Raw genomic sequence first — 19,799 nt, 5'->3', positions numbered from 1 at the left:
GTTCCCTAGAAGCCGCCACCGCCGGCGTCAGCCGCCATGTTGGCGAACCGGGAGTAGTGGCCCTGGAAAGCCACCACGATGTCCTTGGTGGGGCCGTTACGGTGCTTGGCCACCAGGATGTCCGCTTCGCCGGCGCGCGGGGATTCCTTGTCGTAGACATCCTCGCGGTGGAGCAGGATCACCATGTCGGCGTCCTGCTCGATCGAGCCCGATTCACGGAGGTCCGACACCATGGGCCGCTTGTCCGAGCGCTGCTCGGACCCACGGTTCAGCTGGGACAGCGCGATGACGGGGACCTGGAGCTCTTTGGCCAGCAGCTTCAAAGCACGGGAAAACTCGGAGACTTCCTGCTGCCGCGACTCCACCTTCTTGCCGGAACTCATCAGCTGCAGGTAGTCGAGGATGACGAGCTTGAGATCGTGCTGCTGCTTCAGGCGGCGGCACTTGGCGCGGATTTCCATCAGGGACATGTTGGGACTGTCGTCGATGAACAGCGGGGCATCATTCATGCGCCCCATGGTGGTGGCGATCTTGGACCACTGCTCGTCCTTGATGGTGCCCTTGCGGAGGTCCTGCAGACCGATGGTGGCCTCGGCCGAGAGGAGGCGCATGGCGATCTCGTTCCGGCCCATTTCGAGCGAGAACATGACCGTGGACAGGTTGTTCTTGATCGCGGCGGAGCGGGCAAAGTCCAGGGCGAAGGTGGATTTACCCACGGCCGGACGGGCGGCAATAACGATCATCTGGCCCGGGTGGAGCCCGTGCGTGAGCTCGTCGAGTTCAAAAAAGCCCGTGGGCACACCGGTCATGCCTTCACCACGGTGGCCGGACGCTTCGATCTCGTCCACGGTGGACTCCATGACGTCCTTGAGGACCACGTAGTCCTCAGCCGTCCGGCGTTCCGCCACAGCGTAGACCTCGGCCTGGGCCTGGTTGACCAGGTCCTCCACCTCGCCGTCCGAGCCGTAGCCCAGCTGGACGATCTTGGTGCCGGCGTTCACGAGGCGCCGGAGGACGGCCCGTTCGGCCACGATCTCGGCGTAGTACCCGGCATTGGCAGCGGTGGGAACGGTCTGGATCAGCTCGTGCAGGTAGGCAGGGCCGCCGATCCTGTTGATTTCTGCGCGCTTGGTGAGCTCATCGGAGACCGTTACGGCATCGGCTGGTTCGCCCCGGCCGTACAGGTCAATGATCGCTTCGTAGATGGTCTCATGGGCAGGCCGGTAAAAGTCCTGGCCGCGGAGGATTTCCACAACATCGGCGATGGCATCCTTGGAGAGCATCATGCCGCCCAGCACCGATTGCTCGGCGGCGATGTCCTGGGGAGGCTTCCGGCTGGTGTCTGATCCGCGGGTGGTCTCGACCTGGTCCAGATGCGCGATTGACAAAGCTGCCGTCCTCCATTTGTACCGGGGCCTGGGTTGCCCGGTTATTGCTGTCCTGTTGAGGCCTCATCCGGAAAAGTCCGTGCTCCGCCACCCGTACAGGTGTATCGGCAGGGTCTGACAATGCTGCCGCCAGTCCCTGGAACCGGAAATTATGGAGTTATCCCCACTGTCCACAGGTTTTCCACAGAGGCCTGTTCCGTGGGCCCACACAGGGCCCGGGACTGCAGTTTTCCCGGGGATCCCGGAGCCGCTGACTGCCCTAAGAACAGGTACCCCGCTACGCTAGCCCCCCGGGACCCGGCAGCAAAGCCGGAAGCCCCGAAGGACTGTGGATAACCTGTGCAGTAACCGGCATAGCTTGTGCACAGCCTGTGCGAAAGGCTGTGGATAATAAAAAAGTTTGCCTCCCTGCACCGCGCTGACCTGCGGAAACGCTCATCGGGGGATGTGGAGTAAATATTTCTTCTGTGGAATTTCATCCACAGGCCACGACGCGCCGGGGGCCCTCTACTCAGCCCGATCCATACCCGTGACCAAGTTCATGCCGGGGAAGTGGCCGTCCTCATATTCCCCGTCAAGCGTTTGCCCTGCAGCCTTTCCTCCTGTATGCGCACCGGTGAATATTGCTGTGGATAAAGTGGATCTGGCATAAGCTCTATGTATGGGCGAACTACTGCTGGTGCTGTTGCCTGCGATTGTGTTGGTGGCGCTCATTTGGGGGCTCTTCACGGCGCTGAGCCCCCGCGACGCCGGCATGTCGGACGCGGAAAAATACCAGCGCGACCTCGCGGAGCGCTCAGCCCGGCACTATGCAGCCCAGGTCGAGGCTGCCACTGCAGCGCGTGCAAGGCTGGAGGCCAAGACCCGCCCCAGCCAGAACACGCAGCAGCACACCCAGCAGCAGGACCATGCCCGGATGGACATGCTGAACCAGGCGGCCACCGCGGGTTCGGGCCATAACGGAGTAATGCCTGCCGGGGGTGCCCAGCTGAACCATCAGCTGGCCATGCAACTGCAGGCCATGGTCCGGAGCGGCCAAAAGGTGCAGGCCATCAAACTGCTCCGCCAAGCAACGCAATCAGATCTGGCCACCGCCAAAAAATACATAGAACGGCTCTAGAACAATGGAATCGCTTGTGGTCCCTGTCCTCATCCTCCTGGCTGTTATCGCCGGAGTTGCACTGGCAGTCCGCGCCATGGGCAGGCGGAAGGCAACACGCACGGCCGAACCGGCACAGCCGGCGGCGACGTCCGCAGAGTTGGCGCGCACTGCCGCCGCGAAGCTGTCAGAGGACGAACACCGGCGGCTCTATGCGCTGATAGCGCAGGGGCAGGCCATGGCCGCCATCAAGCTGTACTACGAAGCCACCGGCGATGGCCTGCGGGCTTCCCGCGATGCGGTGGGCGCACTGGCAGCCCACCCGCAGCCTTACCGAAGCCCCGAGGTGGCCGGCCCGGAGCAGGACGATGACGAGGACGATGAGCCCCAAAGGTTCCCGTACCGGTACCGGGCCATCGCCAGCAAAGGCGACGTGACCCGCGAGGTGAGCAGCAACATGCTCAATGACGAGATCTACGGCAGGATCCGCACCCTGGCACGCAACGGCGACACGGAGGCCGCGGCCACGGCACTCACCCGGCACTCCGACATTTCCATGAAGCAGGCCCGGGAGTTCATCGAACTGCTGGACGACTAAGGCCGGCGCCCGGAGGGGCCGGGACGCCGCGCCTAGAAGTCGAACAGCTCGCCCAGCCAGCCTTCCTTCTTCTTTTGCTGGTGCCGGCGGTCATAGTCACGGTCGTGCCCCTGTTTCCCGTACTTGCGGTCGTCGTAGCGGGGCTGCTCCCGCCGGGGCTCGAAGTTGGGGTAGAGCGGTGGCGGCGTGGGCCCGGGTGCCGGACGCGCCGGCATTCCCGGAGATGCAGCAGGCATGTCCGCGGCCCGGTCAAGGATTTTGTCGAGCTCGCCACGGTCCAGCCAGACGCCGCGGCACTGCGGGCAGTAATCGATCTCCACCCCGCTGCGCTCGGTCATCAGAAGGTCTACGGAATCCACTGGGCATTTCATGTCCCGCACAACGACCGGCGCCTCCCGAAAGTTCGCCACCGCCAGGCGTCAGCGATTTCCGGAAATGCCGGCCAATAGCTGCTCGAAGGGCAGGGACTCCATCGGAGCCGCCTTACGGCCTGGCTGGGGTCCTTCCAATAGCCGGGTGAACTCGCCGGCCGCACGGTTGATTCGCTCCCCCAGGGACGATCCGCCGCCGTCCACACTGCCCCAGTCCTGGGGGCCGGCGAAGACACCGGTTGCCGCCATTCGCGTGCGGAGGTAGGTGAACAGCGGGCGCATGGCGTAGTCCAGGACCATCTGGTGGCGGTCCGTACCGCCGGTCGCGCCGAGCAGGACCGCCTTGCCGTCCAGGGATTTGGGGTCCAGGACGTCGATGAATGACTTGAACAATCCGCTGAAGGATGCGCTGAATACCGGGGTCACGGCGATAATTCCGTCGGACGCCTCCACGCCGGCTATCACGTCGGCGAGGCGGGGAGCCGCGTAGCCGGTCACGAAGTTGTTGGCGATGTCCACGGCCAGGTCCCGGAGCTCCACGACGTCCACTTTCACGTCGTATCCGGCCGCGGCCAGTTGCCGCTCAGCCGACGCGGCCAGCTGGTCAGCCAGCAGGCGGCTCGACGACGGTACGCCAAGTCCTGCGGAAAGAACTGTGATGCGGCGGGTTTCCATGGCATTCTCCTGTTGCTCGTTCACTTCACCTTACATGCATTTGCATCTATACCGTGAACTGTTGCTGCCCCGGAAGTATTCCCGCGGGGATTGTTCCCTGTGCTGCCGCGCGTCTGCCAGACTACCTGGATGAATGAGAACAAGACCGGGCCCACGGAAGTGCCCGTGGAGGAGTTCCTGGCGTCCGTGGAACACCCGGTCCGGCGCGCTGACGGGTTTGAACTGCTGGAGTTAATGAAGTCCGTTACCGGGCAGGACCCCGTCATGTGGGGTCCCAGCATCGTCGGCTTCGGCAGGTACCACTACCGGTACGGCAGCGGACGGGAGGGCGATTCCGCCGCGGTCGGATTTTCACCGCGCAAGGCGAACCTCGCCCTCTACGGCCTCACCTACGGCCCGGACACGGACAGGCTGCTCCCGGTGCTCGGCAAGCATAAGACGGGGGCGGCGTGCCTCTACATCAACAGGCTGGACGACGTTGACCGTGACGTCCTCGCCGGGCTGATCCGGAGCGGGTACCAGCATGTGATGGCAGAACTTCATACCCCGTGAAACAGCAAGAGAAAACCCCCGCCACCGGGTTACGGCGACGGGGGTCTTTCCTGCAGTCAGCGACTACTTGCCAGCTACGACCTCAAGGTCGATCACAGCAGCAACGTCGTCGTGCAGACGGACGTTGGCCTGGTAGGAACCTACCGACTTGATGTGTGCCGGCAGTTCAACCTTGCGCTTGTCGATGCGGCCAAGGCCTGCGGCCTCAACAGCGTCAGCAACGTCGGCCTGCTTGACCGTGCCGAACAGGCGTCCGGTCTCGCCGGCCTTGACGACCAGCTTGACCGGCTTGGCGGAGAGTGCAGCGGCCTGCTTCTGAGCGTCTTCCAGGGAAGCGTGCTCGCGGGCGGCGCGGGCAGCCTTGATGGACTCAACCTGCTTTTCGCCACCCTTCGACCAGGTCAGGGCGAAGTTGCGGGGCAGCAGGTAGTTACGTGCGTAACCGTCCTTGACCTCGACAACGTCGCCAGCAGCACCGAGACCGGTTACTTCGTGGGTCAGAATGAGCTTTGCCATGTTAGTTAATCCCTTCCTTAGCCGCGGCCAGCGCCGGAGTAAGGCAGCAGAGCAACTTCGCGGGCGTTCTTGATTGCCTGTGCGATCTTGCGCTGTTCCTGGACCGTAACGCCGGTGACGCGACGGGCGCGGATCTTTCCGCGGTCGGAGATGAACTTGCGCAGCAATGCTACGTCCTTGTAGTCGATGACAGTGATGTCAGCGGCCTTCAAGGGGTTGGACTTTGGTTTGGGCTTACGGAGTTCAGCCTTAGCCATCGTGGAGCTCCTAATCTAGGGAGCCCGTGGATGTTGATCCACGGGATGGTGGTGGTCCGACGGCGGCAGCCGCTCAGGTGCCGTGAGGCACTTGGTGCGGTCCCGGCGTCGGGCCTTTATTGGTTTTGTTTAGAAGGGAGGTTCGGAGTCGGGGCCGTTGCCCCAGCCGCCTGCGTTGGAGACACCGGGCGTCGCCCAGGGATCGTCCTGTGCAGCCTGCTGGTTGCCGCCGCCCCAGCCGCCACCGGAGTTGCCGCCCTGGTTTCCACCAGAGTTGCCGCCTCCGAAGCCACCACCGCTGTTGCCGCCGCCGAAGCCGCCCTGTCCACCCTGGCCGCCGGAGCGCTGGGTGCGGTTGACCTTGGCATTGGCGTAGCGCAGGCTGGGGCCGATTTCGTCGACCTCAAGCTCGATAACGGTGCGCTTTTCGCCTTCTTTTGTTTCGTAGGAACGGCTCTTCAGGCGGCCGGTAACAATCACGCGCATGCCCTTGGTGAGGGACTCGGCGACGTTCTCGGCTGCTTCACGCCAAACGGCGGCGCGGAGGAACAGGGTTTCCCCGTCCTTCCACTCGTTGGACTGGCGGTCAAAGGTACGCGGGGTGGAAGCGATGGTGAAGTTCGCTACTGCCGAACCGGACGGTGTGAACCGCAATTCCGGGTCATTGGTGAGATTACCGATGACCGTAATGGTGGTCTCGCCTGCCATCTACTGCCTCCTTGTTCGATCCTGGGTGAAGAGTGCGTTTCCTGCGGGGTAAAGAATGAAAATCGGTGCTGAAATTACTCAGCAACAACCTTCTGCTCTTCGGGGCGGGTGATCTTGGTGCGCATGATGGTCTCGTTAAGAGACAGCTGGCGGTCAAGTTCCTTGGCGGTTTCCGGCTTGGCGGTGAAGTTCACCACGGCGTAGATACCTTCGGACTTCTTCTTGATGTCGTAAGCCAGCCGGCGACGGCCCCAGATGTCAACCTTTTCGATGGTTCCACCATCGTTGGTGATGACGTTCAGGAACTTCTGAAGCGACGGCTCAACGGTACGCTCTTCGACCTCGGGGTCGATGATTACCATCAATTCGTAAGGACGCATATGTGAACCCACCTCCTTTGGGCTAAGCGGTTACGGCATTTCCGTAACAGGAGGTTCATTTGCGATGCCGTGCGATGCCCCGCCGCCGGAACGGAGGCAGGACGCAGCACAGACTTCAATATCTTAGTGCATTTGGACCGGATAGGCGATTCGCGCTTGACACGAGCCTAGGGCGGAAGCTTGCCGAACGGCAGCAGGGGCAGCCCGTATGTGGAAAACCGTCCGCCCGGGGCCGAGGGCGGCTCCGGGCGGGCGGTTTTCAGTCAGGGTCAGGCAAGGTGGGCGGGAATTACGACGCCGGGCCCGCCTTCACGGGCACGTCCTGCGGTTCGCCGGCATCCCCGGCGGCAGCGGCCGGACCGGACCTGCGGTAGCGCCATACCCCGATGGCCACCACAACCGCGGCCAGGGCGACAGACAGCAGCAGCGATTCCCGGGTGGACTCCAGGATGACCATGCCGATGAGCAGAGCCACGATACTGCCGATCGCCAGCCACGTCAGGTAGGGGAACAGCCACATCTTCAGTGCAAGGTCCTTGGCGGCACTGCCCATACGCTTGCGGAGGACCAGCTGGGATGAGGCGATGACCAGCCAGACGAACAGGGCGATGGCACCTGAGGTGTTCACCAGGAACAGGAAGACAGTGTCCGGTGCAATGTAGTTCAGGCCGACTGTCACGAAACCGACCACCGTGGAGGCCAGGACTGCCGAAGCCGGCACGCCCCGCCGGGAGATTTTGGTCCAGGAGGCCGGCGCATCTCCGCGCTTGGACAGCGAGAAGAGCATCCGGCTGGCCGTGTAAAGGCCCGAGTTCAGGCAGGACAGGACGGAGGTGAGGACCACGACGTCCATGATGGTGCCGGCACCGGGGATGCCGAAGAGTTCGATGACGGCAACGTAGGGGCTCTTGGCGACACTCGCATCGTTCCACGGCAGCAGGGTGACAACGATGGCAATGGAACCGATGTAGAAGACCAGGATGCGCCAGACCGTGGACTTCACGGCCTTCTTGACGGCGTCCACCGGGTTCTCGGATTCGCCGGCTGCGATGGTGGCGATTTCCGCGCCGAAGAAGGAGAAGACCACAACCAGGATGCCGGCCAGGACCGCGCCGGGACCGTTCGGCATGAACCCGCCGTTATCGAGCAGGTTGGTCAGGCCGGGCGCCGGGACGCCGGGCACCAGGCCAAGGATGGCCGCGGCACCGAACAGCAGGAACAGCACGATGGCCGCAACTTTGATGGAGGCAAACCAGAACTCGAACTCGCCGTAGGACTTCACCGAGCCGAGGTTGGTCAGCGTGAGCAGGACCATCAGGATCAGGGCCCAAATCCACTGGTCAATGCCGGGCACCCACCGGTGCATGATCGCTGCGCCGGCCGTAGCCTCGATGCCCAGCACGATGATCCAGAACCACGCGTAGAGCCAGCCGATGCTGAATCCCGCCCAACGGCCCAGCGCCTTGTCTGCGTAGGTGGAAAACGAGCCGGTTTCGGGGTTCGCTGCGGCCATTTCGCCCAGCATGCGCATCACCAGGATCACCACGACGCCGGCGGCCATGTAGGCCACCAGGATTCCGGGACCAGCCTGCTGGATGGCCGCGCCGGAGCCCACGAAGAGGCCGGCTCCGATGACTCCGGCTATCGCGATCATGGAAAGGTGCCGCGGCTTGAGCGACTTTGCTAACTGTTGGTCAGCGGGCATGGGTGCGCCGTCCTTTGGGTCATTGCGAATGGATGGGAACCTGCGCCGGGGGCAACAGGCTGGGGGGCCTCCGGGCAAGGCGGCGTCCAGTGCTGCGGGTCACATGTTTCTCCCACCCTAGACGCGGGGGAGGCGGGGAGCTCATGTGCATCGGCACAGACGGCGGGAGGCCAAATCAGATCTTCCCACAGGCGCAGGCAGTTCCGTGAACCAAAAGATTACCGGGAGGCAACTGCGAAACGTCGAGGAAACGAATGCGCGAATCTTGATGGAATCCAGCAGTTATTCAACTGCCAGCCCGTCCTTGCGCGGCGCTATATTCACTTCTAACGGCTGGGTACCGTGCTGGAGGTGATGAGCCGACAGCTTGCCGAACCCCCGGTCACGGAAGTGACCGGACGGCGCGGCTTCGTATTGGAACTAGTAGCGCTGGATAACGGTCTCCTTCTGATGGGGAGACCGCATGTCCTTAATTGGCCGAAGCAACGAACTGGACCGGATCCTTTCGGTCATCCGGGGCCCCAAGGAGTCCGCCCTGGCGGTGGTGGGTGGACGCGGGGCGGGAAAGTCGGCCCTGCTGTCCGAGATTCCCACCCTGGGCGATTACCGAACGGTCTTCCTGGGCGCCAGTGCTGCAGAGTCGGACTGGCCGCTCTCGGGGCTCACGGCCCTCCTCAACGGCATGGACGAGCCCGTCCTGAACCGGATCAGCGATGAGCTCCTGCGCGACGCCGCCGGAACCATGACCGTGCCAGTGGTGTCGAGCATGCTCCTCAACGCCCTGTGCCAGCGCTCATCGTCCCGGACCGTCATCGTGATCGATGACGCAGACCAGCTGGATCCCGGCAGCCAGGCCGTCATCGGTTTCCTGGCCCGGCGGCTTGCCGGAACGGACATCGCACTGTTTCTCAGTGTCCGCGAAGACATCCAGGACAGCCCCTTCAGCGGGCTGCCGACCCTGCAGCTTGCTGCCCTGAGCTACTGCGACAGTGTGCGGATGCTGGAGGCAATGCCCGGGCGGCACACCACGACGGCGGCGGCCCACGCGGTTGCCGCAGCCACCCTGGGAAACCCGCTCGCCGCCGTCGAGCTTTACCACCGGCTGCTGGAACGGCAGGCGGAGGGCAAATATGCCCTGCCCGTCCCCTTGCCCTGCAAGGGCAGCTTTGAAGCCGAATACGCGTCAGCCGTGGGCACGCTGACGCCGGGCGCGCGCCACGTCCTGGACCTGCTCTCGCTGTCCTGCCGCAGCGACATCGCCACCCTGGAGAAAGTCAGCCCGGATGCCTGGGCCGGGGTGGACGAACTGCTGGCCACCGGTATGGTCAGCAGGTCCGGGCCACACCTGGCGATCCGGGACCAACTGCTCCGCGGTTATGTCTTCGCCGGCATGACGCCGGCCGTCCGCACAGCCGGCCACCGGGCCCTGGCGCAGGCCTCCGAAGCCACCGACCCCTACGCGCGCCGCTGGCACCTGAGCTTCACCACCCTCGAACGGCAGACCCCCTTTGGGCTGCTCCGCAGCGCGGTTGGCCTGATCCGGGGAGGGGAAGTGCCCTTCGCGGTGGAGTACATCGAACGGGCCCTCACCATCAACCCGTGGGAAGCCGAAACCGCTGCCCGCCTCACCACCCTGGCGGAGCTTCTGTTCCACCGGGGCGAGTTCGTCTACGCCCGGCGTTACCTGGACTGGGCGCAGCGGGTCACGCACCACCCCGCCTTGATCCTCCGGCTGACCGGCCTGTCATTCGAGATCGAGTTCATCCAGGGCGGGACCGTCCGTTCGAGCATGGTGCAGCGCCTGGTGAAGGAATGTGGCCAGCATGACCCGGCATATGCGGCCGGCCTGCTGGCCGGCGCCGCCCTCTACTATGCCGAACGCTGGGAGCCGAAGGACGCCGCAGAACTTCTCCGCTTAGGGGCGGACTTCCACGGGTCAGCATCGGCTGAGAGCCTGGCCATTGCTGACCGGGCCAAACTGCTGACAGCTGCCGCGGGCGGAGACACCGGCAACGTCAGCAGGAGGCACGAGCCGGCGGGAAGCGCCCGCATGCCCAGCCTCCTCGTTCAGGGGCGTTCCCTCAGCTACGCGGAGCGCTACGATCATGCGCAGGAAGCACTCGCCATGGTGCGGAGCGATGTGGGGGCAAGCAACACCATCTGGCGGGAAACCGCACTGTTCCTGGCGGTGGACAATGAGATCCGGGCGGGAAACGTGCGTGCGGCAGTCAAACTCATTGATGACCTCGAACGCCATGAACCTGAAATGAAGTACCACCGTGGCATGCGTCATGTCTTCCGGCTCTGGCGTGCCCATGCCCTGGGCGACGAGGCGCTGGCGCAGGGGTACGCCCTTGAGGCGCAGCGCTACTCGGGCGCGGAAAGCCACCCGGCCATCAGCGCCCAGCTGGCTGCCTGCCAGGGCCACTTTGCCCTCCTGCGGGGAGACCTCGCGGAATCCTTTGCCCAGCTGTCCCGCGCGACGGAGATCGGCATGGGTTTTGGCAATCCAACGCTGCTGCGGTGTGAGCCGGACCTTGTGGAGGTCCTCATCCGGCTGGGCCGGCACCGCGAGGCCACGCAGGCCCTGCAGCGCCTGGAAAGCCGATCCGTTGGGCTGCGGTCACCCTGGCTGTTCAGCGCTGTTGCCCGCAGTCGCGCGATGCTGGCCGACGGGGAGCAGTCGCTTCAGCTGTTCAACCAGGCCCTGGAGAGCAGAACCGGCCACGACTCGCTCCTGGAACGTGCCCGGACTTTGTTGTGCTACGCCGAACGGCTCGGTGCCTTGGGCCAGCTGCGGGAGGCCAGGGACCGGCTGTTGTGCGCAAAGGTGCTGTTTGACGAGGCCGGAGCGCATGCCTGGACCCACCTTGTTGACGCCCTCCTTCTGGACGAACGGGTGGAGCCGTCCCGCAGTGCCGGCAACCCGGCGTTGCTGATGCTCGCAGACCATGAACGTGCCCTTGCACACATGGTGGCCCGCGGCATGCGCAATAAGGAAATTGCCGCCAAGCTGTTCGTCTCCGTCCGGACCGTGGAAGTGCGCCTTACTGCCATCTACCGAAAGCTGGGAGTGGAATCGCGGGCACAGTTGACCGCCTTGGCGGCCAGCAAGGAGACGCCGTCCCGGCAACAGTACGTCTTGCCGGTTCTCTAGTCCCATCCTTCCCGGCCGCAGGACGCGGGAGAGTCGCTCGAAAGTGTCACCTCACGCGTGGACGTGATTGCCGCCGTCGCCGTCCAGTCCCTGCCGGCAGGGTAGAAGGCACAGGCTGATCCGGAACGATGTTTTCCATAACAAGGGGCGCCACCTGCTTGGCGAAGGCCCATCCCCGGTCAAAGTCGGTCTTGTGCTGCCACAAGAATGCCCCCCGGATGGTCGGGAACTCCTTCTCGACCATCCGCCATGCTGCACGGACCTCATCCAGGGAGGAGTAGTTCGTCCCGCTGTCCATGCCGAAGCCCACCACGATCTTGCTCGCGTCCCCACCGGCGACTTTTTCCACCCATTCGCGCGTGCTCTTGATGATGTACGCCGGGTCCGCCAACTCCCGGCCGTCGTAGAACTGGGGCCCGGCGTAGGTCATGAGGTCCTTTGACAGGGCTTCCTGGATCATGGCCTTGTCCTGGGTCTTCCAAGGGGCAGGTGGGCAGGTGATGCCGAACTCCTGGCCGAACCGGCGCTTCAGCTCTCTGAACATCCACAGGTATTCGTCGGTGTTCGGCGTGGCGTCGGATTCGAAGGTGTTGAAGTCCACGCCGTCGATCGCCGGCCGGGCCGTGGTACCTCCCAGCTCGGTGTTGATACGCACCACACTGTCAACGAAGCGCCGGCTCACCTCACGGGAGGAAAAACTGATCTCCTGGCCCGCGCCACCAGCGGAAAGCACCACACGCTGACCCCTGGCGCGGACAGTCCGGATGTCGGCGGCGATCTCATTCATTCCCCACGCGATGCCCCCAACGTCACCGGAGCGGCCGGCCGCAAACAGGTAAAGCACGTTGTACGCCTGGGGTACCTGCGTGAGGTGGATGCCGAAATTCCAGCGTGTCCAGTAGACGCCGACGACCTTGCTGGGCAATTCGGCTATGACGCCCTCCTCCTGGTTTCCGCCCGGACGGGCGCCCGGAGCTCTTCAGCCGTCCATTTCCAAGGCTGTGCTGACAGCATCCCCGCGCACCTCTGTGGTGGCGCACAGGCCCCTCTCGTTCATTGCGTCCACGATGGCCTGCAGCGCATCAAGGGATTCGATTCCCGGCCCGTCGTGCATCGTGATGATCGAGCCATCCCGCATCGATCGGATCGTAACATCGGCTATTTCCTTTGTGGTCGCACCCTCGTTATCCCGTGTGTTCACGATGTTGTCGTCAGCGTTTCCCCAAGACATCACGAGACGCAAGCCGAGATCCCGGGCGATCCCGTCCACCCGGCTGTTGACCGCGCCGTAGGGCGGGCGGTACAGCGTGGGGCGGGGGACGCCGGCAGCCGTGAGCGCCGCGTTTGTCCGCTCCAGCTCGCTACGCACCCATTGCGTCCCCCAGGTTTCCTTGCTGCCATCGGGTTTCTCACCGGTGGTGAGGTTGGCGTGGTCCCAGGTGTGATTACCGATGACGTGGCCCTCGGCAAGGGCGCGGGCCACGATGCGCTCACGCCCCTTTACTTTGTTACCGTTCCAGAAAAGGACAGCATCAATGCCGAAACCATCAAGCGCATCGAGCACCCTCCCGGTGTTCTCGCGGGGGCCGTCATCGAAGGTAAAGGTGACGTGGCCGGCCGAGCAGCTGCTGTTCAGTGGGCGCTCGACAAGAGGGGCGCTCTGCGATGCATTGGTGGCAGCAGCAGCCGGGGTTGAGTGTTCCTGGACTACCGTATGGATTGCTCCGGCAAGGGCAAGGGCGAAGGCAACCGAAGCGGCCACAGCCGTCGTCGTACGACGGGTTCGAGTCATGGCGTGTCGCCCTCCCCACAGGCCACGCCATCCCTATTGCTGTCCAGCTTCAGCGTGTCCTTGCCCGGGTCAACCTTGATGCCTTTCACGAATATGGTGCGCGTCTCCCGGCAGGTCCAGGTGCCCACCATGCCGTGGGCGGCGTGGCTGGGTGGAACGACCGGCAGGCACTGACCGGGGTCCCCATAGCCGACCACGCAGCCGCCGTTTCCGCCGGCCTTCAGTTTCTTGGCGTCGACCTCTGGTGCCTCGCGCATCTTCACGCCGGTGGCCTGCCCCTGGTGGCCGGCATTCACTGCCTGGGCCTCAGGCTCGACGACGGCATGCGGCCTGGTGACGGGCTCGCTGACAGCCCCTTCGCTGCCCGGCGGCGGCGCGGCCGTTGCCAGCATTCCGCCTGCGGTGGCCCAGGTGGCGAGGAGCGTTACGACGCCGACCAGGGTTCCGGCCGCACTCCTGCGCCAAGTGCTCGTGCGCTGCTGCTTAGTCACGGTTTGTCCACTCATGGTCTTCTTCCTCATCGGATGTTGATCCAGCGAGCCACCGAGGGGACTCCCTTGTCGTCCAGGACTGTGAGCATGTACGGCCCCGGCGGCAGGAGCGCCCGGTTGGTGGGGATGGTGGCGGTTTTAGCGGCCCCGCCTGACAGAGGCAGGTCCACAAGACGGGAGTTGGTGTCCGTCTGGTGCGTGGCCGACCCCGGGCTCGTGAGGGAGGCGCTGATGACGTTGCCCGTTGTGCCCAGCGCGAAGGCCTGCCCATACTTTGCGTTGGCCGGGGCACCTGTAATCGTCGGGCGAGCACCCTTGAACAGATAGGGCGGCTCGTAGACGCTGAGCCGCTTCTCGTAGGAGTTGTCGACCGGATTGGACCCGATGGCGACGACGCGGCCGTCGGGCAACAGGAGCGTCGAGGAGTGGTAGTTCCTCCCCACCGGGTCGGCAGCCACCTCAGCCCAGCTGTTGCCGGCCGGCGAGTAGATCGCGGCGCGCCGGACGTCACCGGTCCGGTTGCCTGTGGATCCATGGCTTGCCAGGACGCTGCGATCCGGGAGGTTCGTAAGGTTCACGTACATGCGGCCCTCGGTCCCAGGCAGATTGGGGCCAGGTACCCAGGCCGGGTTGGCCTGGTTCATATCCACAATGTCCACGGTGTTGGTGGCACCGCCGAATTCCGTGCTGCCACCACCTGCGATCATGAACTTCTGGTTCTGGGCCGGCGGCAGCAGCACGGAGCCTGCCTGGTCACGCAGCTGCGGCACGCGCAAGCCGGGGATGTCGCCGATCCGCGCCCGGCGCCAGTCGTAGATAAAGGACCCTGAACCGGGCTGTGCATCACCGAAAGTATGGCCTCCGGTGTAGAACATCCGGCTGTCCGCCATCAGGAACATGTGCGGGTACGTGCCCAGGTACCGGTTGGTCTGAGGGACTTCGTTGCGTGCGAGCCAGCGGTTCTGCGAGAAGCTGAAGATCTCGGTCGCGGTCGAGCCGCCGCCGTTCTGGTCGTAGCCGCCGGCCATCCAGATGTCACCGGTCTCGAGCTTGGTGAGCGTGGGGTACCAGTGGCCGTCGATCGCGTCGTTCGTCTTTGTGTAGGCATTCGTGGCCGGGTCGAAGACGTACGACGACTTCAAGCCCTTGTACGACGCGCTTTCCGGGGTACCCGCGTAAGCTTCCGTGCCGCCCTGGACGAGAATCTTCCCGTCCGGAAGGGTCACATGCCCGGAGCAGAACATGTCCGACGGCGTGGGAATGCTGGTGTAGGTGTTGGTCGTCGGATTCCAGATGTGCGTCTGGAACGTGCCCGGCAGGAATTGGCCCTCCCAGTCGTTGCCCGAGCCCGAGATCAGCAGGATCCGGTTGTCGCGCAGGAGGGTGGCGTGCATCGCGCGTCCCGGCATGCTCGACGGAGTGGTCCAGCGGCCCGTGGCTGCGAAGCCGGTGGTCGGGGGTGGCGTCGCTGCCCCGCCTGTCATGGTGAACCGCGCGGCGGCGTCGCCATAGCGCTCGTAGTGCTCCACCACCACTGTGTGGGGACCAGCGGCCACGTTCCGGGTGGCCATGTAGGTGGACGCGCCCTGGTCTTTCCAAGCGTCGATGATGGTTGTCCCGTCCAGCTTCACGCGCACGCCGTCGTCACTGGTAATCGTGAACGTCTGGTCGCCGGCGGGGAGGTCGAGCGTCCGGGTCCACCGGGTCGAGTCCTCTGTCCCATCCAGCCCCGCTCCGGCCCCGGTTGCTCCGGGCCAGGAGAAATTGATCTCGGCGTCACACCGGGTCAGGGCGGGAGTGCCGCCCAAATCGATGTTATTGAAGTACTGGCCGGTGAAGCCGGTGCACTCACCGGGCGGCGGGGGTGGTGGCGGCGGGGGCGGCGGGGCGCCGCCGGAGGCAGGAGAAGTCACCGTGGCACCAATCTTGGCGTTGGCGATGAGCCAGTTGCGCGACTCCCCGTGGCCTGACAGCACGAAGCCGCCCTCGGGAATCGCCAGGCCCGGCGCACCGGTGGCCTGGCGATCATTGAAGTCCGTGACCTTGCCACCGACGACCGCTGCCTCGGCACCCCACTGGTTGGCAGGAGAAGCGGTCTGGCTCGCAGTCCTGGTGTACCGGACCAGGAAGTCCGCCGCACGATAAATATTGGTGCCGTTGATGGCATGGGACTGGCCGTTGATGGTGGCCGTCGAGTCGTTGACCTCCGTCGGAGGGGGAGGGGGTGGCGCAGTCCCGTCGCCCGGGACAGTCACCGTGATGGGCGGCGTGCGACCGGCAGGGCCACCGGCGGTGCGGGTCCACTCCTCGTCCAGGACGTGGGACTCGATCTTGTAGGTGCCGGTGGTGGGCAGCGTATAGGTCCTGGTGCCGGGGTGCTCGTAGTCCCCGTCACGCGTCGTGACCGTGCGGTTGGCCGGCACGGTCCAGGTGCCGCGCCAGGTCCCGTTGAGCCGGGTTCCGGTCGACGGCGCGAGGGTCTCTGCCATGAGGACCTTGCCCTCATGGTTGTTCGGGTTCTGCTCGATGAAGCTCGGGTGGTACAGCCACCACTCGACCTTCACGATGTTGCCACGCGCCTCCTGAAGTTGGCGCGCCGTCGACTCCAGGGCGACGGCTCCGGCGAGAACAGCACCATCCTTGGGGGCGACCAGCTGGACGTCGATACAGACGGTGGGGCCTACCTCCACCCAAGGGCACGGGGCCGCGTGGGCTGACGTGACCAGCGCCGACGGCACGGTCAAAACCGCCAGGCTCAGTACGGCAGCGAACGCGGCGGCTCGCTTTGGACGCGTGTTCATTTTGTCTCTTTCTTGGTGAAGACGAGCCACATATCCGTCTCGGAGTGCTCGCGGGCGGGCATGGTTGCGGTGAGCTTGTAGTGAGGGCTGTCCCGCAGGGCCTGGAGCAGCACGGCCTGTCCTGCATCCTGGTCGGGTGCACCGGTGCTGGCGGAGCGAAGGATGACGGATTGGAACCGCTGATCCTCCACAGCCACCCTGATGGCCTCCTCCCCTTGGGGGTAAAGGGAGAAGGTGGTTTCCCAGGTGATCTCCGGGCGGTCACGCAGGTGGTACTTCAGGGAGTCCGTCGCCGAGGAGATGTAGATGCCCGGCCTGGGGCTGTCCCCCATTACGTTAAGTACGGGCTGGACGCTGACCCAGGAGGCGAACATGGCCTCAGAGCGGGAAACGCCGAACAGCAGGGCCGCCAGCAGCAGCACCGAGACCGGGAGCAGCTTCCATGTGCGCCTGGACAGCTTGGCCAGCGCGTAGCCGGCCAGCGGAGCCAGGAAGAGCGCGGAGTAGGCCATGTGCTTGTCGAAGGAGACGCCCTCGCCAAGAATCAGCTGCGCGGCGGGCAGCGCCATGCCGCCACCGAGCAGCCCCAGTCCCAGCAGGGCGTGACCCTTCCCGCGCCGGGCAAGCATAAGTCCTCCCGCCAGTGCGACAAGGATCAGGATGCCGATGTCGAGCGCCATCCACGCCAGGAGATCCTCCGTGGAGTGGGGGCTGAGCGCGGATCGATCGGCGGTGGTGAAGGCGATGCCTGCCGCGATTTGGGCGGACCAGGCGAGCCATGCGGCAGCAGGGATCGCCGCCGCAATGATCCCAGCCACCCCTGCCCGCCAGCGCGGCGAGGTCAGGAACACCACGCCGAGCACCACCGGGATGAAGATCGCGCCGGTGTACTTCATGACGGGGACCAGGCCGAGGATGGCGCCGGTGGCCACTGCCGATGGCCAGCCCTTCTGAACGCCTGTCCAGAAGGCGCCGGCGAGCATGGCGATGACCAAAGCGTCAAAGGTGGCCAGTGCGCCAGCGAACACGACCGGCCCGGTCAGAGCGAAGACGGCAGCGGCGAGCATGCCCTCACTCCGGTATCCCAGGTCGGCCAGCGCCCGGTAGACGAAGATCGTCGCCGCCAGCACGCAGAGCAGGCTGAACACCCTCACCAGGAGGAGCCCTCCGAGGGTGTCCAGGACGGCAGCGAGCACGGGGTAGACAAACGGTACGCCGGAGAACGAGTCGCCGTACGCCTCGACGCCGTCGCCTGTCAGCCAGTGCCTGAGGTAGTCGTGCCCGGCGTTGATGTAGAGCGCTTCATCGATGAAGGCTGTGTTGGACAGCCGCAGGCTGAGTGCGGCCAGCAGGGCCAGCAGCGCGATGAGCGGGGCAAGGCCCACCCACCGTGGTGTGCCCGCGACCCGCAGCCTGGGCGGCAGGGCCTGGCTGACGGCCTCGTTCCAGGGTGGGCGGCGGTAGGCGTCGACCGTGCGGGTGAGGGCCTCAGTCACGTGGATTCCCTCCTCGGAGGCAGAGTGCTGTCGTGCTTGTGCTTGGGCAGGATGCGGCGGATGGCGATCGCGAGGATCAACAGCGTGAGAGCTGTCAACGCAGCGACCCCAGCCATGAAGCCGTCGTGTGTGACCTCTTCAAGGAGGCCCAGAAATGTGTCCATCAGGTCAGCCACTCCTTCTCGCCACCGCGCAGCGCAAGGCGAAGTGCCTGCCAGTACGCAACCGATTGGTATGTTTCGTAAATCCACAAAGGAATGATGAGGGTGGCGTAGATGCGCGCTCTCCATCCCGCGTTCCAGGTGGCTACCAGCTGGTCAAGCATGAATACCGGGATGATGAGCAGCCAGAATGGGTAGAACGCCACCCCCTCAAAGGCCAGGGCGTAGCCCCAGGTCATCAGCATCAGCAGGGGGATGACGCTGCGGAAGTATGTCCACGCCTGCACCGCCCAGGCCTTGCGGGTATGTTCCACGAACCCATACGTGAACAGGGTCTCCAGCGTTCCCCGCTGCCAGCGCAGTCGCTGGACCATCCAGTCGTGCCACGTTGGCATTACGTCGGTGACCACGACGCAGTCGATGGCACAGCGGGGGTCGTAGCCCACCCGCTTCAGCGCCACGGTCAGTTCATAGTCCTCAGTAAGGGAGGATTCGTCGTAGACCAGTCCCTTCACTCCGGGGATGAGAGTGCTGCCTCGCATCCCGGCCACCTTGCGCAGGGATTCGACTGTGAACATGGTGGCGGCGCCCGATAGCACATGGATGCGCCCGGCACGGCGGTGCACTGTGCGAAGCCCCTGCGTGTACTCGATCTTTTGAAGGAGGGCCACGCGGGATGGGTGGTCGGCGGCAACATAGGAGCCACTGATCCCGCCCCTTAACGGCCAGCACTCAAAGTAGGCCATGCCGGCAGACACGAAATCATGGTTTAGGCGGCTGTCTGCATCCATCATCAGTACGACGTCATGAGGCAGAAGAGCAGGAAGGACCATGGCAAGCCCCTGATTGAGCGCGCCCGCTTTCCTGGCGGTGTTGTCCCGCGTTTCCAGGACCTCCACCCCCATTGCCCTGGCGATGTCCACGGTGCCGTCGGTGCAGTTGTCTGCGGCCACGAGGATACGGTCCGGGGCCTGGGTCTGGCGGCGCAGGCTGTCGATCGTCTGTGCGATCCCGATCTCTTCATTGTGTGCAGGGATGATCGCTATCACCCGCGCAGGCGGCCGCAGCTTGTCTGTCGCTTGGGCGAGTGGGCTTTCGCTGCGGTCATTGCCCAGGTTCACGACGGCATCGTTGGTGGTGGTCATGAGAGCTGCTCCTCGCGAACTGAAGGGGCGGGCAAGAGGCGGCCCGCATCCGGACGAATGCGATAGATGACCCGGGACGTAAAGGCGAAGCGGATCAGGAACGCGGCCGCGAGGGTGGCGGCCTGCGCGACGAGGCCGGGAACGAGCAGGACGCTCACCAGGAGTACAAGCACCGGCATCCGCACGAGCGTCTCGATGTTGTTGAAGCCGAAAGCCGCCAGGATGCGCTGCCGCAACGGGCGGCCCCCGCGATTGTCCTGGAAGACCAGCCGCTCCTGCATCAGGAAATTACTCAGGATGGTCAGCTCGGTGGCCACGATCGCAGCCGGAAGGTAATGCGAGCCCAAGCCGAGCATCGCCGCCATGATCGCCAGGTTCAGGACAGTGCCGAAAGCACCCACGGCCGCGAATCTGGTCATCCGGCCGACCAGAGGATTCGTGGTCATTTTTCTCACTTGTGGGAAGACCCTCACAGCTGCAGGGACGGGGCCGCTGTGCGTGTCCTGA

General features: G+C 64.7%; 20 protein-coding genes. 4 read left to right on the top strand and 16 right to left on the bottom strand.

The genetic code is table 11. The features are described from left to right. Positions 1-5: 5 nt before the first annotated feature. Positions 6-1,388: a replicative DNA helicase gene (gene dnaB / locus DXK94_RS18600; RefSeq protein WP_079597900.1), complete on the bottom strand. Its 1,383-nt coding sequence runs from the start codon at positions 1,386-1,388 to the stop codon at positions 6-8. A 661-nt stretch (positions 1,389-2,049) separates the two neighbouring features. On the opposite strand from dnaB, the gene DXK94_RS18595 reads away from it, so the two are divergent. Both DXK94_RS18595 and DXK94_RS18590 read left to right on the top strand, forming a co-directional pair. Further along, positions 2,050-2,508, top strand: coding sequence for a hypothetical protein (locus DXK94_RS18595; protein WP_079597901.1), 459 nt, complete (start codon positions 2,050-2,052; stop codon positions 2,506-2,508). A gap of 4 nt (positions 2,509-2,512) precedes the next feature. Continuing rightward, on the top strand, positions 2,513-3,085 hold the full coding sequence (locus tag DXK94_RS18590; protein WP_079597902.1) for a hypothetical protein: 573 nt from the start codon (positions 2,513-2,515) through the stop codon (positions 3,083-3,085). A 32-nt stretch (positions 3,086-3,117) separates the two neighbouring features. Here the strand turns inward: DXK94_RS18590 and DXK94_RS18585 are convergent, their stop codons facing one another. Next, entirely contained in the window at positions 3,118-3,444 is a 327-nt protein-coding gene (locus DXK94_RS18585; protein ID WP_258868611.1) for a zf-TFIIB domain-containing protein, read from the bottom strand. A gap of 60 nt (positions 3,445-3,504) precedes the next feature. Further along, on the bottom strand, positions 3,505-4,131 hold the full coding sequence (locus DXK94_RS18580) for an FMN reductase (protein WP_115526059.1): 627 nt from the start codon (positions 4,129-4,131) through the stop codon (positions 3,505-3,507). Positions 4,132-4,260: 129 nt separating this feature from the next. Between DXK94_RS18580 and DXK94_RS18575 the strand changes: the two genes are divergently transcribed. After that, positions 4,261-4,683 (top strand): DUF1801 domain-containing protein, encoded by a 423-nt coding sequence (locus tag DXK94_RS18575; protein WP_115526058.1) that lies wholly within the window; start codon positions 4,261-4,263, stop codon positions 4,681-4,683. Positions 4,684-4,746: 63 nt separating this feature from the next. Here the strand turns inward: DXK94_RS18575 and rplI are convergent, their stop codons facing one another. The 5 genes from rplI to DXK94_RS18550 all read right to left on the bottom strand — a co-directional run bounded on the left by rplI (position 4,747) and on the right by DXK94_RS18550 (position 8,249). Beyond that, a complete protein-coding gene (gene rplI, locus DXK94_RS18570; protein ID WP_079597905.1) occupies positions 4,747-5,199 on the bottom strand; it encodes a 50S ribosomal protein L9 in 453 nt (150 codons plus the stop codon). A gap of 17 nt (positions 5,200-5,216) precedes the next feature. Beyond that, entirely contained in the window at positions 5,217-5,456 is a 240-nt protein-coding gene (rpsR, locus tag DXK94_RS18565; RefSeq protein ID WP_003800144.1) for a 30S ribosomal protein S18, read from the bottom strand. Between the two features lie 129 nt (positions 5,457-5,585). Continuing rightward, positions 5,586-6,164 (bottom strand): single-stranded DNA-binding protein, encoded by a 579-nt coding sequence (locus DXK94_RS18560; RefSeq protein WP_079597906.1) that lies wholly within the window; start codon positions 6,162-6,164, stop codon positions 5,586-5,588. A 74-nt stretch (positions 6,165-6,238) separates the two neighbouring features. After that, positions 6,239-6,544 carry a 30S ribosomal protein S6 gene (rpsF, locus tag DXK94_RS18555; protein ID WP_015939036.1) on the bottom strand — a complete coding sequence of 102 codons (306 nt, stop codon included), beginning with the start codon at positions 6,542-6,544 and terminating at the stop codon, positions 6,239-6,241. Between the two features lie 289 nt (positions 6,545-6,833). Continuing rightward, complete coding sequence (locus tag DXK94_RS18550; RefSeq protein ID WP_115526057.1) at positions 6,834-8,249, bottom strand: amino acid permease; 1,416 nt, start codon at positions 8,247-8,249, stop codon at positions 6,834-6,836. A 463-nt stretch (positions 8,250-8,712) separates the two neighbouring features. Here DXK94_RS18550 and DXK94_RS18545 point away from each other — a divergent pair, with 463 nt between their 5' ends. Next, positions 8,713-11,406: a LuxR family transcriptional regulator gene (locus tag DXK94_RS18545; protein ID WP_115526056.1), complete on the top strand. Its 2,694-nt coding sequence runs from the start codon at positions 8,713-8,715 to the stop codon at positions 11,404-11,406. 46 nt (positions 11,407-11,452) lie between these two features. On the opposite strand, the gene DXK94_RS18540 is transcribed toward DXK94_RS18545, so the two are convergent. From DXK94_RS18540 to DXK94_RS18510, 8 genes are read right to left on the bottom strand one after another with little or no spacing between them, the layout of a single operon-like run. Beyond that, positions 11,453-12,331 (bottom strand): glycosyl hydrolase family 18 protein, encoded by an 879-nt coding sequence (locus DXK94_RS18540; protein WP_181884880.1) that lies wholly within the window; start codon positions 12,329-12,331, stop codon positions 11,453-11,455. Between the two features lie 54 nt (positions 12,332-12,385). After that, positions 12,386-13,198: a polysaccharide deacetylase family protein gene (locus tag DXK94_RS18535; RefSeq protein WP_115526054.1), complete on the bottom strand. Its 813-nt coding sequence runs from the start codon at positions 13,196-13,198 to the stop codon at positions 12,386-12,388. Then, positions 13,195-13,689 carry a hypothetical protein gene (locus DXK94_RS18530; RefSeq protein WP_147294405.1) on the bottom strand — a complete coding sequence of 165 codons (495 nt, stop codon included), beginning with the start codon at positions 13,687-13,689 and terminating at the stop codon, positions 13,195-13,197. The genes DXK94_RS18535 and DXK94_RS18530 overlap by 4 nt, the downstream gene beginning before the upstream one ends. Before the next feature lie 26 nt (positions 13,690-13,715). Beyond that, positions 13,716-16,490 carry a galactose oxidase-like domain-containing protein gene (locus DXK94_RS21730; RefSeq protein ID WP_115526052.1) on the bottom strand — a complete coding sequence of 925 codons (2,775 nt, stop codon included), beginning with the start codon at positions 16,488-16,490 and terminating at the stop codon, positions 13,716-13,718. Further along, on the bottom strand, positions 16,487-17,986 hold the full coding sequence (locus DXK94_RS18520; RefSeq protein ID WP_115526051.1) for a glycosyltransferase family 39 protein: 1,500 nt from the start codon (positions 17,984-17,986) through the stop codon (positions 16,487-16,489). The genes DXK94_RS21730 and DXK94_RS18520 overlap by 4 nt, the downstream gene beginning before the upstream one ends. Continuing rightward, positions 17,983-18,150 (bottom strand): hypothetical protein, encoded by a 168-nt coding sequence (locus DXK94_RS21465; RefSeq protein WP_181884879.1) that lies wholly within the window; start codon positions 18,148-18,150, stop codon positions 17,983-17,985. The genes DXK94_RS18520 and DXK94_RS21465 overlap by 4 nt, the downstream gene beginning before the upstream one ends. Continuing rightward, entirely contained in the window at positions 18,150-19,292 is a 1,143-nt protein-coding gene (locus tag DXK94_RS18515; protein WP_115526050.1) for a glycosyltransferase family 2 protein, read from the bottom strand. Before DXK94_RS18515 ends, DXK94_RS21465 begins: the two co-directional genes overlap by 1 nt. Next, positions 19,289-19,738, bottom strand: coding sequence for a GtrA family protein (locus tag DXK94_RS18510; RefSeq protein ID WP_181884878.1), 450 nt, complete (start codon positions 19,736-19,738; stop codon positions 19,289-19,291). Before DXK94_RS18510 ends, DXK94_RS18515 begins: the two co-directional genes overlap by 4 nt. Between the last annotated feature and the right edge of the window lie 61 nt (positions 19,739-19,799).

This window comes from Arthrobacter sp. RT-1 (assembly GCF_003367205.1).
Taxonomy (GTDB): Bacteria; Actinomycetota; Actinomycetes; order Actinomycetales; family Micrococcaceae; genus Arthrobacter.
The sequence above is the reverse complement of the archived record's forward strand: the minus strand, read 5'-3'. Positions and strand labels throughout refer to the sequence as shown.

What these genes read in the sequence shown, in the direction of transcription:
- DXK94_RS18595 (WP_079597901.1), top strand. Translation starts at nt 2,050, where the DNA reads ATGGGCGAACTACTGCTGGTGCTGTTGCCTGCGATTGTGTTGGTGGCG.
- DXK94_RS18590 (WP_079597902.1), top strand. Translation starts at nt 2,513, where the DNA reads ATGGAATCGCTTGTGGTCCCTGTCCTCATCCTCCTGGCTGTTATCGCC.
- DXK94_RS18580 (WP_115526059.1), bottom strand. Translation starts at nt 4,131, where the DNA reads ATGGAAACCCGCCGCATCACAGTTCTTTCCGCAGGACTTGGCGTACCG.
- DXK94_RS18575 (WP_115526058.1), top strand. Translation starts at nt 4,261, where the DNA reads ATGAATGAGAACAAGACCGGGCCCACGGAAGTGCCCGTGGAGGAGTTC.
- rplI (WP_079597905.1), bottom strand. Translation starts at nt 5,199, where the DNA reads ATGGCAAAGCTCATTCTGACCCACGAAGTAACCGGTCTCGGTGCTGCT.
- rpsR (WP_003800144.1), bottom strand. Translation starts at nt 5,456, where the DNA reads ATGGCTAAGGCTGAACTCCGTAAGCCCAAACCAAAGTCCAACCCCTTG.
- DXK94_RS18560 (WP_079597906.1), bottom strand. Translation starts at nt 6,164, where the DNA reads ATGGCAGGCGAGACCACCATTACGGTCATCGGTAATCTCACCAATGAC.
- rpsF (WP_015939036.1), bottom strand. Translation starts at nt 6,544, where the DNA reads ATGCGTCCTTACGAATTGATGGTAATCATCGACCCCGAGGTCGAAGAG.
- DXK94_RS18550 (WP_115526057.1), bottom strand. Translation starts at nt 8,249, where the DNA reads ATGCCCGCTGACCAACAGTTAGCAAAGTCGCTCAAGCCGCGGCACCTT.
- DXK94_RS18545 (WP_115526056.1), top strand. Translation starts at nt 8,713, where the DNA reads ATGTCCTTAATTGGCCGAAGCAACGAACTGGACCGGATCCTTTCGGTC.
- DXK94_RS18535 (WP_115526054.1), bottom strand. Translation starts at nt 13,198, where the DNA reads ATGACTCGAACCCGTCGTACGACGACGGCTGTGGCCGCTTCGGTTGCC.
- DXK94_RS21730 (WP_115526052.1), bottom strand. Translation starts at nt 16,490, where the DNA reads ATGAACACGCGTCCAAAGCGAGCCGCCGCGTTCGCTGCCGTACTGAGC.
- DXK94_RS21465 (WP_181884879.1), bottom strand. Translation starts at nt 18,150, where the DNA reads ATGGACACATTTCTGGGCCTCCTTGAAGAGGTCACACACGACGGCTTC.
- DXK94_RS18515 (WP_115526050.1), bottom strand. Translation starts at nt 19,292, where the DNA reads ATGACCACCACCAACGATGCCGTCGTGAACCTGGGCAATGACCGCAGC.
- DXK94_RS18510 (WP_181884878.1), bottom strand. Translation starts at nt 19,738, where the DNA reads ATGACCACGAATCCTCTGGTCGGCCGGATGACCAGATTCGCGGCCGTG.